The sequence below is a fragment of the Mesorhizobium sp. PL10 genome (assembly GCF_053714315.1).
Genome location: NZ_JBSKBR010000025.1, coordinates 22894 through 37065, shown reverse-complemented (window position 1 = coordinate 37065; position 14172 = coordinate 22894). Strand labels below are relative to the sequence as shown.

Genomic DNA, 14172 nt, shown 5'->3' with positions numbered 1-14172 from the left:
AACGCGCGGCTATTCGCTCGTCTCGTCTCCGACGTCCTCTTGGTCGGGAGCAAAGTCGGGCATGATGGCGCCCTCCAGCAGCTTCGCCTTCGACAAAAGTCCAGCATCCTCAAGCGCCTCGATATCCGGCAGGTCGCGTAGCGTGTCGAGGCCGAATTCCAGCAGGAATTCTTTTGTCGTCACGTAGGTGTAGGGCGCGCCCGGTGTTGGGCTGCGCGGACCGGAAGCGATCAGGCCGGCACCGCGCAGATGACCAATAAAATCGCGACTGATCTCCTTGCCGAAGAAAGACGACAGTTCCCCGCGTGTGATCGGCTGGAAATAAGCGACGCAGGTCAACACCAGCGCCTCGAACTGCGTGATGTCGGCCCCGCGTTCGTTACCGCCAAATGCACTGCGGATGGCGTCGGCATAGGCCGGCCGGGTCAGGTGCTTCCAGCCACCGGCGACCGCGACGAGGTCATAGGGTCGACCGCGCAATTCCTCGCGGATGTCGTCGATCAGCAGCTCAATGCTGCAGCTCTTTCCCACAATGCGGCCAAGCGTTTCGCGAGTGACAGGCTCGCTGGCGGCAAAAATCGTTGCCTCGACGCGGTGCATCCATTCCCGCCAGCGCGCCATCGGCGGCAGGTGATCCAGTTCCCGGTCAAACAGCTGGTCAGCTGATCGCCGTTCGCTCGATCGACGGTCATCTGACCGGCTTCCCCCTCGCCTGTGCGCCGACTCCACCATGGTCGTCACAGTCCGTAGATGCGGAAAGTTGGTCGGCCAGAAAGTTCGCGCACGGCGCCGAGCTCGACCAGCCGGTCGAACAGGCGGCGCAGCCCACGGTCGCTCATGCCGGCGATCTTTTCCGAGGCGACGATCGCGTCGTCGGACAGCAACTTATCGACAACAGCGTCCGCTGCCTTGGCTCTGAGCTTCGGCGTGACGGCAAGCAGCCGGTCCGCGCGGCGCTCGAGCTCGGCGGAAAGATCGATGGCGCGCAGCGCGGCGCGCGCCTGGGCGGCAAGCAGACTTTTGGCGCGCTCAGGGTCTGACTCAGTGCTTGTCGCGGCAGAGGCGACTGCCGATCGACGCTGGCGGGCGCTTGTACCCAAAGCCCCCTCCGCGCCCAATAACGGAACGGCGTGGGTCCAGCCCAGACGCTGCGCCAGCAGGGCGTCGGCAAGCCAGCATCCAAAGGCTCGTGCGAAGCCATATCGTTCGGCGGCCATGAACGCGCCAGTCAGCATGCCGACCATTCCGATACCCGTGGAAAGCTGTCGAAGATCGTCCGCCAGGTCGCTGACTGCGTCGTCGTCGCGGCGGAGACCGAGGTCATCCAGCACTGCGCCGATGCTCGCCTCGGTCAGCAGTTTCTCGGCAGGCGTGCCGGCCAGCCGGCGCCAAGCCAGCAGCATCGATCCGGCGGGGCCGACGGACAAGAAATCGCCTGGTCGTGTTAGCAACACGGCGTCGCGCAGCGCGCCTTCATCCTCGACGCGGCCAGCCTGTTTCGCCGTTGCCGCGGCGGCCGAAAGCGCCAGCCGCTGCCGCCAGGCCCCTGCCCCCCGCTCCTGCCGGCGGACCACCGCATCGAGCGCGCCGATGGCGGCGCCGGCGGCGAGCGCGACCTCCTCAAGGGCATTTAGCCCTACGGCTTTTCCCGCAAGGCTTTGTGCATCCGGGACGGCCCGGCGCAGCCAGGCCGGCACCGTTGCCATTGGCGCGGTCGAAGCGGCATCGGCGATCGTGGCGTGGTGGCGTAGGGAAGGTTTGGGACGCAGAATCATCGCTGACACGATGAATCATGACGGCGCTTTTATCAACAGAAATGGACAAAAAGCGCTGCGGTCGTCGTGTCGATAAAACGAATGATAATGTTGCCTTATCGGTCGTTTTGCCGATGTACGGCATCAATCTGTATGTCGCTCTGCCTGGATCGCTGGAAAAGCCCAGAAATGCGCGATTTCAGGCGTCTTTCTCGCTCTAATCCGGTGGATTCTCACCCTAATTGAGTGGACAGATCAGCCAGGATCGGTGGATTTGGAGCGGTTTTCGTGAGACTACGCACCAGATCGGATGGCCATCGCTCTTCTAACCATATGAATTGCCTTGGGTTTGGTGGCTAACGTCAGTGCGCAGACGAGCGCGGTGTCGCGTAGTCTCGCTATTTCCGACTCGGCATCACGTAGTCTCATCAAATCCGCTCCGCCCGCCGGGCAAACAGGGCCAAATCGACGTTTCTAGTGCTCCGGCGCGGCTCCTTTGGGGAGTTCGGGCTCGAAACGGAGAGTTTTGGGCTCTTTCGGCCGTAGCGGGCCCGTGGGCGCGATTTGGCCCTCTCTGCGTCCTCGGACACCACCGAACGCCCCGATGACGCTCCACGGGCCCGCAAATCGGTCGATAATACACGCCTGCAAAGGAACGTTTTCTGGTACATTGCAATTCTGTAAAAATCGGCCCAAAAATGACCTGGAAATGGCCAGTTCACGCACCCAGCCCGCCTCCCCTCCCCTTGCGCGTCGCCTGATCGGCTACGCACGGGTTTCGACCGAGGACCAGCTCAACGATGCCCAGGTCGACGAACTCAAGGCCAGTGGCTGTCGTGTCGTTCACCAGGAGCACGGATCCGGCGCCTCGCGCTCAAGGCCGGTGCTGGGCAAGCTGATGCGCGAGATCGCCGCCGGCGACGTTCTCGTCGTCGTGCGGCTCGATCGTCTCGCGCGCTCCGTAAGCCACTTGCTGGAGGTCATCGAGCAACTGGAGGCGCGCGGCGCTCACTTCCGCTCGCTGCGCGACCCGATCGACACCTCGACGCCGCAGGGCATGTTCTCGTTGCAGGTGCTCGGCGCGGTCGCCCAGCTCGAGCGCGCGCTGATCGCCGAACGCACCAAGGCGGGCATGAAGGCAGCCAAGGCGCGGGGCCGGCTGGCCGGCAATCCAGGGCTTCGCGAGCGCCGCCCCGAGGCTGTCCGGGCAGTATCCGCGGCACGCCAGCGCGCCTACATCGACGATCTCATCACCTCGGCGCAGACTTGGCTGCCGACCGTGCGCCGCTTGCGGCCACAGCATAGCTGGGACGACGTGGTGCGGGTGCTGAACAGAAAAGGGCACGACTGGACGATCGAGCGGCTGCGGCGCGCGGTGCATCGCCTGGTTCGCGAGCGCATCGCCGAACCCTCCCTGATCAAACGCGCCCCTCGCCGGCCGCCGGAGGATCGGTTGATGACCCTCGTTGCCGGGATCGCGCTCGCCGACCCGGATCTTTCCCTGCTCGAGATCGGCGCGCAGCTGGAGCGGATGCACGAACGCACGCCGCGTGGCGGGCGCCAATGGCAAGCCTCCTCGGTCAAGGCGCTGCTGGACCGGGCGCGTCGGCTCGGGCTCGTGGTGCCCGATCCAGCGCTTCGGTCATGAGGCGCGCCAGCGCCCGCTCTCGCAGCACCCGGTCGGCGCCCTGCACGGCCTTCCATTTAGCACTGGCGAGGATCTCGTTGGCCAATGCGCGATATTCGGCGTCCGAGCGCGGCGTGTACGTCACGGCGGGGCGCTCGACATTCTGCGACCGGCGCGCGACCCGACGCGCGGCAGAGAGCGACAGATCGCCAGCACTGAACTTTTCCACCAGGAAATCAGGCGGCGGCCCGATGCGGCTTCTGGCATCGGCCAGGTCCAGCAGCCGGGCGATCCCCAACAGGGTTACCAAGCGGCCTGACAATCGGGCGGAGGCGAGCGGCTCGTCGCAATCGGCCGGTATATCGCTGACGCTCAGGCGCGGATTTCCCATCCATGCGATGAGAGGCTTTCCGCCTGGCTGCGACGGCGACCACAACAACCGCGCCGCCCGCATGATGTCGTTTGCTGCCGCGCCCTGCGGTCCCTCGTCGAGGGCCAACGCGACGCTGTCGGCGAGCGCCAGCAGAAAACTTTGCCGTGCCGAAGCGGCCCTATCCGCGCGCCCGAAAGACACGGGAGCCGAACAGCTTCCGCAGACCAGGCGCCCCCTCCCCTGTCGACAATCGAAGCGAAATCCGGTCCGGGCGAAGCAAAGGCCACATGTGTCCCGCAGCATGGTCATATGCCGGGGACAGACCATCGCCTCGACCCGAGACCACACGCTACGAATATAATGATCGCGATCTCCCGCACGATCCTCGTCGAGGCAGGCGGGACAGACGCCCTGGTGCCAGCGATCGTGGATGTACCCGCTCTCGGTGCGCCCCTGCCGCCGTAGAGCCATCCGGGCAAGTCGACCCGTATCCATTCGGCAGGCGCGGGCCCAGAGCAAGATCATTGCCTCGCCCGGATCGAAGTCCCGCCCGATCAGACCGCCTCGCCATCCATCATTGATGTCTTTGTCGAGCCAGCTTTCAATGTCGCGCAGCGTGCATCCGTATCGACAGGCCACCCGTCCCTGCCAGGAGGAAAGCAACTCGTCGTCAAATGGCCGCGGCGCAAGTGGCAAGACGCGGACCGACCTCACCGGCTGGCCCGGCGCTGTAGCCCCTTGTCCATATGGCGGGTCATACTGACCAGCGGCAGCACGAGTTCATCGTTGGCGAAACTATCGGCCGTGATGCACTCGCTGCCGTTGCAAATAGCCTCAACTGCGACCGTCTCTACCAGCCGAAAGACACGGTTGGTGACACCCTGGGTGAGATCGAGGACCCGTCGACGGGCGGCGGCGGTCCCAAGTTCCGAGGGACGGCGCAGCGGCAGAATCCCGCCCAGGCTTGTCAGAAGCTGCGAAATCTGCGAATTATCGGCCCAGCGGTCGAGGTGGAAGGCTTCGAAACGCTCGGCGAGTTGCGGATCGGTCAGCAGCGCCTGCCGGGCCAGATCCGTCCCGGCGCAGATCAGCGGGACCTTCAGGTCATTGGCGAGGAAGCGGATGACGTTGAGAAAAATGCGTTGCTGGCGGAAGCTGCCGGCAAGCATGGCGTGGATTTCGTCGATGATCAGCATGCGCACAGACATGCTGCGCAACAGGCTCCGGCAGACCTCCTTCAGACGGTAGGTGGAGTCGGTCATCGGCCCTGGCGCGCCGAGCGCGCTGAGCAATTCGCCATAGACGTCCCGCTCCAGCGGTTCGGCCGGCATCTGCATGGCCACGACGGGCATGCTGGTGATGCCTGTCCCGCGGTCGAAACAGGCCGGATGATCGCGCAGGAATTTGCGGATGATCTTGGTCTTGCCCATGCCGGTGTCGCCATAGAGAAGCAGGCAGGGCATGCGGTCGCGCGCGGGATAGGACAAAAGATCCTCCAGCCTCGCCAGCGCCGCGCGCGCCTGGGCGGTTTCCAACCAGCGGTCGGCCCGGATCCAGGCGATCCGTTCGGCGTCGCCAAGAGCGGCATGCGACCGATAAGCCGGCAGCAAATGCGGATAGTCGCTCAAGACCATTCCTCCACGGCCAACGACGGCAGATCGGTATCGCATTCTTCGTCGGGAGCAATCTCCGGCACGGCAAAGTCCCTGTCTCCGGTCGCCATCAACGATCGGTCCCGACGCTCGACATGCCGGCGCGCGCTCCTGGTCTTATGCCCGGCTGCGTCGACGAGTTGCCGCTGCCGTTCGACGGTGTCGAAGATCAGCTGCTCGTCCACGGCTTTGACCCCGCGCTCCTTCAATTCCGCGCGGGCCATGCGGTGCTCGCCCAGCGTAATGCGCGGTCGCCTGAGATCGGCAAACCGGACCGGCCAATTCGTGCCGTCGGGGCCTTCCACGAACACGCACGACAGGTCGCGCGGATCGTATCTGACGCGCATCCTGCCAGCAGACCGGCCTGCCCAGGGACTCAACACGTCGTCCCAATAGCGAAGCCCGAACAGATGCACGCCGTCGCGACGGATGGTGCGCTCCTCAAAGGGCAGGAAATCCTGGAGAAACCGCTCGCGGTCATGAGGCAGGCGCAAAGGCTGCAGACGCGCCGCAACGGCGTCCTCCCAGGCGCTGGCGGGCGGCAGCTGCAGGCTGCTGTGAATCTCGGCATGGTAGCGACCGACAATCTGAAGCGCGAGCCACTCTTCCAGTTCGTCGAGCGTCATTGCGGCGTGTTTTTGCGGATCGTAGGAGCCGCGCGCGGCGATGTTGCTGGACGTCGTGCCGGGAAGCAGGTGGACCGCACCCATCATCGTGCCGATCAGCCGCTCGATATGGCCCCCATAGTGCGGCCGCAAGACGGGCCGGTACTGAAGGGCAATGCCATGCTCCGCCGTCCCTCGGGTCAGCGCCCTTCCATGGAATTCCTTGCCGTTGTCGACGTGTATCACGTCGGGCAGCCCAAAAACCGGCCACGCCGCCTGGACATTGCGAGCCTTAAGCCAAGGCTCCTTCGGCATCACCATGTGCTGGACGCAAAGCGCTACAGACGCCGCCGATGGACTTTCCAGCGTGAGATAGAACCCCGCCACCATGCGGCTTGCGATGTCGATGGCCAGCGTAAGCCAAGGCCTCTGGATCGGCCGGCGATGCACGGTGTCCACCACAAAGACATCGGCAAGAGTATGATCGATCTGGACGATTTGGAGAGCATGATCGGCGCGATATTCCTGCACCACGGGCGCAAATCGGTCACGTGCAGCCTTTGCCCCTTCCCGATCACGCATCAGCAGCCGCGGATCGGCAAGTTGGACACGGGCTCTTACCGCCTTCCAGGACGGCGCAACCTCTCCGCGGCTGCGACACAATTCTCGAACGCGATCATGCAAGGCGGTGACCGAAGGCTTCTCCCGCCTGCGGTAGGTGTCCCGCATCGCGGTCTCGATGAGTGCCTCCATCTCTTCCGACAGGCGCCGCCGCCCTTTCGCGGGGCCGGGATTGTGGCCGAGCAGTGAACTCGTGACAGGAGAGGCCCTATATCGACCGAGAAGTTCATAAAGACGTGCCCGACCTAGCCCGAGTTGGCGGCACGCGAGGCCTACATCGGCAGGTGATAAGCGGTCTTTAGACGTCAACGGGCGGATGATCGCCTCGCGCGCTACCGCCCTGCGCCAGTCGACATCATCCACCGCGAACTTGTCGGGGTTACGACCCATGACCGTCGCCCTCGCCTTCGTCCACCAAATCAGGCTAAGATTCCACCTATCCTGGACGAATCCACCGAATTAGGATGAGCGATGAATGTTACAAAACAAAGACATACAGTCCACTCATCCAAGCCAAGCGACACTGTACAATTTGACGCCAGACGTGCCAAATGATACACGGACGGCTCCGCCAACGAAAGGATTCGGCCCATGCCCCGCGCCGCCGTCAGCGACAGCCAGCGCATGTCGTTTCGCATCAAGCCCGCCGACAAGGCGGTGATCCTGCGCGCCACGCAGCTTGCCGGCGCGTCGGGCATCACCGATTTCGTTCTGCGCACGGTGCTTGAAGCCTCCCGCGAAATCATCCAACGCAACGATCGCATCGTGCTTTCCGAGCGCGACGGGCTGCGCGTGCTGGAGGCGCTGGAAACCCCCCCTGCGCCGAATGAGCGGCTCGTCGCGGCCGCCAAAGCGCTGCCGGCCGACCTGTGAGCCTGCCGGTCTGGCGCGAAGAGCCGGTCGCGCGCCAGGACCGCGCCGGCTTCGATTGCGGGGATCAGGACCTCAACGGGTTTCTGCGCGCGCATGCGCGCCGCAATCACGAGCGCGGCGCCTCGAAGACGTTTCTGGCCGTTTCGAGGCAGGAGGACACCATCCTTGGCTACTACACGTTGAGCCCCGCCGCCGCCGAGTTCGAGCGCGTCCCCGAAAAGTTGCGCAAGGGGCTTGGCCGCTACGAGGTCGGCGGCTTTCGCCTGGCCCGTCTCGCCGTGGCGCGCTCGGCACAGGGTCAGGGGTTGGGCGGTCAGATGTTGCTGGCTGCGGCGCTACGCTGCATCCGGGCCGCGGCCGAAGTTGGTGGCACGCTGATGTTCATTGACGCCAAGAATGATCGGGCGGCGGCCTGGTATCGTTCATACGGTGCGCTGGGGCTGGATGATCGCCCGCTGACCCTGTTCCTGCCGCTGGCTTCGTTCGAAGCCGCGCTGCGTCGTGCCGGAAGGCTTTGAGCATAACCCCGACAGCAAGCGCGGACCAGGATCTGCCTGATGTGGTCGATATCGAGCGGGCAATGGCTGCTGAATCGCCGGAAGCGTCGCGGCAAGCAGAACTGCGGGCTCCAAGTCGCCACCCCGCCCCTATCGGCTGCTGCCCTGCTCCGTCGTCAGGACGATCGCCAGGACCAGGCAAGGTCGGTCCTTGTCGCACTCCTCCTGAGAGGTCGGCTTTGTCCCTCGGCCGCTGCGGACGCCGAAAGATCGGCTGCTCATGACGCCCGAAGTCTCAGCCCATCTGCTTATGGACCGCATCGAGGCCGTGGATCGTGAGATCGGCCTGCCATTCGGCTGGTTCTTCCTGATGACCCACGGCCACTGGGTCGCCCCCGATGTCACACTGGCGATCGCGCAAGGCCTGAAGGCTGAGCGCGGGCGCTTGCCCGACCGCGACACCCGCTTGCTGCTGCGCTGTGCCGAGCGAACCTACGGCTTTTGAGGGCAAGGCGGATGCGCGGCTTTAGCTCCCGGGCACTCCAGTCCGATCCGGGAGACGCGCCTGCCCCGCAGCCCGCGAACGACAGGACGCACGCGGGCAACGTCGCGTGCGGCAGCAACAAAGTGCTGCGCGTTTTGCAGGTGATCGTTGGTGGACAAATCGGCGCGTAGATCGCACCTTAGGTCGCACAGAATCGTACGCCATGACATTCCGATAGCGAGATTGATGGGCAATCCCCGCCATTTTATGAAGCGCACCGATCCGGCCGAGACCGATGATTTGCCGGACATTGTCGATCTCGTGATGGAGATGGGCCATCCGACGCAGCATGAGCAGCGCGGTGGTGAGGAGGGAGTCCCCTCCCCTTCTCTGCCGATTCGAGCAAAGCAACAAGAACGGTTGCCAGGGCACCTCGAGCGGCTGGCGGACCGCGCCCGCGACTATGTCGAGGCGGCGAGCTCAGCCAACACACGTCGCGCCTACGCCGCGGATTGGAAACACTTTTGCGCCTGGTGCCGTCGCCAGTCTTTTGAGCTGCTGCCTCCGGACCCGCAGATCGTCGGGCTCTACATCACGGCGCAGGCCTCGGCGCGAGGAGCAGACAAAAAGTCGGTGTCGACGATCGAGCGTCGCCTGTCGTCCTTGACCTGGAACTATGCACAACGTGGCCAGCCCCTCGATCGGAAGGATCGCCATATCGCCACCGTGATGGCCGGTATCCGCAACAAACATGCCTCTCCTCCCCGGCAGAAGGAGGCCGTGCTGCGCCACGATTTGATCGCCATGCTGGAGACCCTCGACCGCGGCACGCTGCGGGGCTTGCGCGACCGCGCCATGCTGCTCCTTGGCTTCGCCGGCGGTCTGCGGCGCTCCGAAATCGTCGGTCTTGATGTCGGCCGCGACCAGACGGAAGACGGCGGCGGCTGGATTGAATTTTTCCCGGACAAGGGCGTGCTGGTGACCTTACGGGGTAAGACCGGATGGCGCGAGGTCGAGGTCGGCCACGGCTCTTCCGATGCCACCTGCCCCGTCGTCGCCTTGCAGACATGGCTGAGACTAGCCCGCATTGCGCATGGGCCGTTGTTTCGGCGCGTCACCGGCCAGGGCAAAGCCATGGGTGCGGATCGCCTCAACGATCAGGAAGTCGCTCGCTTGGTCAAACGCACGGCTTTGGCCGCCGGCGTGCGTGGCGATCTGTCGGAAGGCGATCGCGGTCAAAAGTTTTCCGGGCATTCACTGCGCGCCGGCCTCGCCTCCTCGGCCGAGGTCGATGAGCGCTATGTGCAGAAGCAGCTCGGCCACGCCTCCGCAGAGATGACGCGCAAATACCAGCGCCGGCGCGATCGGTTCCGCGTCAATCTCACCAAGGCAAGCGGACTGTAGGAGGCAAGGGGGCTCTCCCCTGCCCGCCTGACCCGGGGCTTTCTGTCTTGTGGCGACGAGACCTCAACCGTTCGGTGTGATCAGTTTCATCGACGGAAAATAGGTACGGTAGCGGCCGACGTCGCGGGTGAGCAGCGGCAGACCGTTGACGGCGGCATGGGCGCCAATGAAGAAGTCGGGGAGCACGCCGGTGCGCGATCCGCCCGACCTGCGATATTGCGTAAAGACCTTTCCAGCCAGAAACAGGGCATCGCGTGGTATCGGTGCAATTTCGAGACCCGCCTCATCAATAAACGCGTCGAGGTTCTCGATGCGGTCGTATCGAACGGCCAACTCGGCATAAACGGCATCGTTGATCAGTAAAGGTCCATTGAGGCTCGCCGCCTCAAGTTGCGCGAGCGTCCAATCCGCCCACTTCGGATCATCGGTGACAAGGTCGAGCAGGATGTTGGCGTCGACGAGCGTCACGCTTCGCCGCGCGTTAGCGCCATGATCGCGTCCGTATCGAGCCCCCTCCCGGCATGTCCACGCAATTTGGCAAAGCGGCTCGCCGGCAGCTTTCTGTCAGCACGCTCAAGCACCACGCTGCCATCGGCGGCGCGCAGGAAATCGACCTTGCTGCCTGGAACGATACCGAGAAGGTCGCGGACCGGTTTCGGGATGGTCACCTGTCCTTTGGCTGTGACTGTCGTGGTCATGTTCACACCGATGTAATACGCGATCTTCAGAAGGTATTACCGCGCGCGGCGATCCGCAATCCTTGGCTGGCGGAAATTGCAGCTCGAACTCGCCTTTCCTCGACGCCAAAGCCACGCACCTCCTCCGCAGCGCTTCCGTCCGTGTCAATCTCACCAAGGCGTCAGGCCTCTGAAAAGTCCTCCTCCCATCCCCCGCTCGTTCGCTTGTGACGAAGCGGTCAGTTCTCAGGCGACGACAATACCTCAACGAGGACAGCGAGCGCTGTATCCGACGTCGGCGGCCGACGCGTCGTAGTCAGGCATGATCATCAACTGCGCTATGGCACGACCCACAAACTCCGGGTTTAGCTTTTCCAACCGATCCTTGGTCCGAGAAACCTGCTCCGGGAACGCGCGCAGAGCGTTGACCACGGGCTCCAATTGGGACCGCGCTGCAGCAGCGATGTCGAAAATGTCACGCGGCTTGGCTTCCGATCCCTGTAGTAGACTTTCTTGGCAATGATCTCGGGAACGGTCTCGAGCATCACGGCCCTACCCTCAACTTCACGCATCTCAATTGGTGTCGGCGTCAGCGCGCCGGCAACGATGAAGTCGCTCTCCCCGACGTCCTCGAAGGCGAATTTCTGGAATCTCGACCCATCGCCCTGATATTCCGATGGCATCAGCTCAATCCGCACGCGGCTTCTGGACGGGTCGATGAAGCCGAGCAGTGAGGGTCATCTAGGAAAATATAATGGCTTCACGATGACCGATCTGGATCATCATGGCCGTGCCACCGCCGAACGACCGTTCGAAATCGTAGCCGCTCGCATTCTCCCGAAGCTGCTCAATGAGATCGACGGCGATGCTAAAAAGCCACCCCCATTCGGAAGGGTGTCGGCTTTCGTACTCGGACCATCCCGCAGCGAGCAGGTAGCTCTCGCCAGACCAGGCAGAGAAGGCCGCGGCAAGCGCCTTCAAGTCGGGGACGGGTATATCGTGCATGACAGCGAACTCGACTTGCAGTGCGGGAGAAACCTCCCCGAGAAAGGCGCTGACGTGGCCCGGGTGCTGTCTGGCGAAATCGAGGCTGGTGAGGCAATGCGCCAGCGAGTGCGGATGCCAAATGCTTGCCCATAATGGCCGTGCAGTAGTCGTTTCGAGCCGGGGACACAAGCTGCCGCTTCTTCGCGGTCGTCCGGTCCGAGACGAAGGAACGTCAGTCAGGGCCGGATCGATGTCGACAACAACTTCGCCGTCTGCCAGGGGGGGCCGATCGTTTTGTCAGCTCGTCGATCGAAGACTTCGCCGCACCGACTTTTGGCATCCCAGCGAAACGCTGCTCAGCAACGACGTTCAACTCGTCAAGGCGGTTGAAACTTCTCTACGGAGCGGCAAGCTCGCCCATCCCCCTTTGAAATCACTGCGAAAAAACGGAAATTGGACTGGAGTTTATTTTTTGGCCACTGCCCGGTGATGCCGCAGTCGAACGCGGTGCTCAAGAACCTCGATCCGGTGGATGATCAAGAAGTTGGTCCCTGACTGCCCTCATTTTGACAGCCGTGCAGATCGGCGGAATGTCATTATGTATCAATATCATAACGGCCATCACACGACTATCTGATGCCTCGTGCGCCTCTAGGTGGTGCGGGCACTTATCTGATCCAAAGGACGGTTGCCGCGATGGGGACAATGGCAAGGTAGTTTCGGGCTGTCTTCTCGAACTGGAGAAGTTGGATCTTGGTGCTCAGGGCCGTGGCGCCGGCCAAGGACTGATCTTCAGATCCCCTTTTTTTGGCCCCGAGGCGTCATGGTGGGCGCTGATAATGGTGGACTCGATGATTAGATACTCATAGTCGGGATCATCCGACATCGCCGCGAAAGATGCGCCACCAAACACCCTTATTACGGCTTCACCGGCTGAACCGGTGGAAAACGCTGTTCCAATCTCCGATTGCATCGGGCAGATCGCGCCAGGGAGAACCAGTGCGAACGATCCAAAGCACCGCTTCCACGAACAACCGGTTGTCGCGGCCCGACGAACCTCGCGTCAGCGTATCGCAGATGATGTGCGCCGATATGCGCTCCCACTAGTCGTCACGAAGAATCAGAGGGTCGAGAACACCCATGGTTGTCTCCAAAAGACAGCGATGAATCTGATTTGCTCAGCCGTGGGAAGCCTGGGAGGCCACACGACCTAGAGCTCATCGATCCCAAGGTCCCGGGCTCATCCGAGTTCATTGAACCCTGCGGCTAGGACGTAAGTCGGTCGAGTGCAATTTGCCGTTAAATTCTCTTTAACAAAAAATATGTTGCCGGGGCGAGAGAATCGGGCATTAATCACGCTTGAAAAACAATTCGCTTGAGAAAAGCGTTATTCCGGAAATTGGCAACCATGAATTTGATGCTCGACCGTGAGTTGGAGTTTGAATTTGACGAGGAGATTCTCGAGCAAGGCGAACTGATCTCCGACAAATTGAACATGTTGCGGCTCGAGCAATACCCACCGAACGCAACAAAAGGCTTGCGTCAATTTTCGTCTGTCGAGGTAGCAGAATATCTCGGTGTTACCCAAAATCACATCAAAAAGCTTCATCTCGAAGGCAAGGGACCGATCCCTTCAACGACCACATCTGGCAGGCGGACTTACACCGCTGAGCAGATGCTGGAGTTGCGGCAGTACCTCGACAAGCATGGTCGGGCCGACTTCAAACGATACGTGCCCCATCGCCGTGGCACTGAGGCACTTCAGATAATCTCCGTCGTAAATTTCAAAGGAGGGTCGGGCAAAACGACGACGGCCGCTCATCTCGCACAGCATCTGGCTCTCACGGGTCATCGCGTGCTTGCCATCGATCTTGATCCTCAGGCATCGCTGTCCGCGCTTCACGGCATCCAGCCCGAACTGGACAAGAATCCCTCGCTCTATGAAGCTCTCCGATACGACGAAGAGCGGAAATCGATCAAGGATGTTATTAGGCGCACGAATTTCCCTGGGTTGGATATCGTAGCGGCGAACCTCGAGCTTCAGGAGTACGAGTACGAAACGCCTCTAGCGGCCTCCAATAAGAACAATCCTGAAGGGCGAATGTTCTTCACTAGAATTACGATGGCCCTCAAAGAGGTCGACGATCGCTACGACGTGGTTGTCATTGATTGCCCGCCACAGCTCGGCTATCTGACTCTCACGGCGCTTACTGCCTCCACATCAGTGCTGATTACCGTTCACCCGCAGATGCTGGACATTATGTCGATGTCACAGTTTCTGCTGATGTTGGGCGGTATTTTGCAATCTATCAAAGGGGCTGGAGCCGCGGTGAGACTGAAGTGGTTCCGGTATCTCGTAACCCGGTATGAACCCACCGATGGTCCACAAGCTCAGATGGTCGGGTTCCTTCAAGCTCTATTCAACAAGCGTGTGCTCAAAAACCAGGTGCTAAAATCCACGGCAATCTCCGATGCGGGCATAACCAAACAGACGCTTTACGAAGTGGAGAAGAGCCAATTTACGCGCTCGACCTATGAGCGAGCCATGGAAAGCCTGGACGCGGTCAATTCGGAGATCACATCACTCGTGCATAATGCATGGGGACGGAAATGAATGA

General features: G+C 62.1%; 14 protein-coding genes and 2 pseudogenes. 7 read left to right on the top strand and 9 right to left on the bottom strand.

Features of this window, described 5'->3' with window-relative positions:
- Positions 1-9: 9 nt before the first annotated feature.
- Together scpB and ACWGTO_RS27765 are read right to left on the bottom strand one after the other, a co-directional pair.
- On the bottom strand, positions 10-732 hold the full coding sequence (gene scpB, locus ACWGTO_RS27770) for an SMC-Scp complex subunit ScpB (RefSeq protein ID WP_454577984.1): 723 nt from the start codon (positions 730-732) through the stop codon (positions 10-12).
- 5 nt (positions 733-737) lie between these two features.
- A complete protein-coding gene (locus ACWGTO_RS27765) occupies positions 738-1706 on the bottom strand; it encodes a DUF1403 family protein (RefSeq protein WP_454577983.1) in 969 nt (322 codons plus the stop codon).
- Between the two features lie 86 nt (positions 1707-1792).
- On the opposite strand from ACWGTO_RS27765, the gene ACWGTO_RS27760 reads away from it, so the two are divergent.
- Together ACWGTO_RS27760 and ACWGTO_RS27755 are read left to right on the top strand one after the other, a co-directional pair.
- Entirely contained in the window at positions 1793-1975 is a 183-nt protein-coding gene (locus tag ACWGTO_RS27760) for a hypothetical protein (RefSeq protein ID WP_454577982.1), read from the top strand.
- 488 nt (positions 1976-2463) lie between these two features.
- Positions 2464-3402 carry a recombinase family protein gene (locus ACWGTO_RS27755; RefSeq protein WP_454577981.1) on the top strand — a complete coding sequence of 313 codons (939 nt, stop codon included), beginning with the start codon at positions 2464-2466 and terminating at the stop codon, positions 3400-3402.
- Here ACWGTO_RS27755 and ACWGTO_RS27750 read toward each other — a convergent pair.
- Genes ACWGTO_RS27750 through ACWGTO_RS27740 form a run of 3 tightly spaced genes read right to left on the bottom strand, consistent with a single transcriptional unit; the run spans position 3335 to position 7022 of the window.
- Positions 3335-4450, bottom strand: coding sequence for a TniQ family protein (locus tag ACWGTO_RS27750; RefSeq protein ID WP_454577980.1), 1116 nt, complete (start codon positions 4448-4450; stop codon positions 3335-3337). The two genes, ACWGTO_RS27755 and ACWGTO_RS27750, sit on opposite strands and share 68 nt — an antisense overlap.
- Positions 4451-4464: 14 nt before the next feature.
- Positions 4465-5388, bottom strand: coding sequence for a TniB family NTP-binding protein (locus tag ACWGTO_RS27745; RefSeq protein ID WP_454577979.1), 924 nt, complete (start codon positions 5386-5388; stop codon positions 4465-4467).
- Positions 5379-7022, bottom strand: coding sequence for a Mu transposase C-terminal domain-containing protein (locus ACWGTO_RS27740; protein ID WP_454577978.1), 1644 nt, complete (start codon positions 7020-7022; stop codon positions 5379-5381). Before ACWGTO_RS27740 ends, ACWGTO_RS27745 begins: the two co-directional genes overlap by 10 nt.
- A gap of 201 nt (positions 7023-7223) precedes the next feature.
- Here ACWGTO_RS27740 and ACWGTO_RS27735 point away from each other — a divergent pair, with 201 nt between their 5' ends.
- The 4 genes and pseudogenes from ACWGTO_RS27735 to ACWGTO_RS27720 all read left to right on the top strand — a co-directional run bounded on the left by ACWGTO_RS27735 (position 7224) and on the right by ACWGTO_RS27720 (position 9890).
- Positions 7224-7505 carry a type II toxin-antitoxin system TacA family antitoxin gene (locus ACWGTO_RS27735; RefSeq protein WP_454577977.1) on the top strand — a complete coding sequence of 94 codons (282 nt, stop codon included), beginning with the start codon at positions 7224-7226 and terminating at the stop codon, positions 7503-7505.
- Positions 7502-8023: a GNAT family N-acetyltransferase gene (locus tag ACWGTO_RS27730; protein WP_454577976.1), complete on the top strand. Its 522-nt coding sequence runs from the start codon at positions 7502-7504 to the stop codon at positions 8021-8023. The genes ACWGTO_RS27735 and ACWGTO_RS27730 overlap by 4 nt, the downstream gene beginning before the upstream one ends.
- Positions 8024-8231: 208 nt before the next feature.
- Positions 8232-8507, top strand: a pseudogene (locus ACWGTO_RS27725) (hypothetical protein); the annotation flags it as partial.
- Positions 8508-8732: 225 nt separating this feature from the next.
- Positions 8733-9890: a site-specific integrase gene (locus tag ACWGTO_RS27720; RefSeq protein ID WP_454577975.1), complete on the top strand. Its 1158-nt coding sequence runs from the start codon at positions 8733-8735 to the stop codon at positions 9888-9890.
- Positions 9891-9953: 63 nt separating this feature from the next.
- Here ACWGTO_RS27720 and ACWGTO_RS27715 read toward each other — a convergent pair whose 3' ends face one another.
- The 4 genes and pseudogenes from ACWGTO_RS27715 to ACWGTO_RS27700 form a co-directional block, all read right to left on the bottom strand.
- The gene (locus ACWGTO_RS27715; protein ID WP_454577974.1) at positions 9954-10358 is read right to left on the bottom strand and encodes a type II toxin-antitoxin system VapC family toxin; all 405 of its coding nucleotides are present in this window, start codon (positions 10356-10358) and stop codon (positions 9954-9956) included.
- Positions 10355-10588, bottom strand: coding sequence for an AbrB/MazE/SpoVT family DNA-binding domain-containing protein (locus ACWGTO_RS27710; RefSeq protein WP_454577973.1), 234 nt, complete (start codon positions 10586-10588; stop codon positions 10355-10357). The genes ACWGTO_RS27715 and ACWGTO_RS27710 overlap by 4 nt, the downstream gene beginning before the upstream one ends.
- 720 nt (positions 10589-11308) lie before the next feature.
- Positions 11309-11572: a hypothetical protein gene (locus tag ACWGTO_RS27705; protein ID WP_454577972.1), complete on the bottom strand. Its 264-nt coding sequence runs from the start codon at positions 11570-11572 to the stop codon at positions 11309-11311.
- 725 nt (positions 11573-12297) lie between these two features.
- Positions 12298-12648 (bottom strand): annotated as a pseudogene (locus tag ACWGTO_RS27700) (transposase); the annotation flags it as partial.
- Positions 12649-12962: 314 nt separating this feature from the next.
- Here ACWGTO_RS27700 and repA point away from each other — a divergent pair.
- A complete protein-coding gene (gene repA / locus ACWGTO_RS27695; RefSeq protein ID WP_454577971.1) occupies positions 12963-14168 on the top strand; it encodes a plasmid partitioning protein RepA in 1206 nt (401 codons plus the stop codon).
- Positions 14169-14172 lie beyond the last annotated feature (4 nt).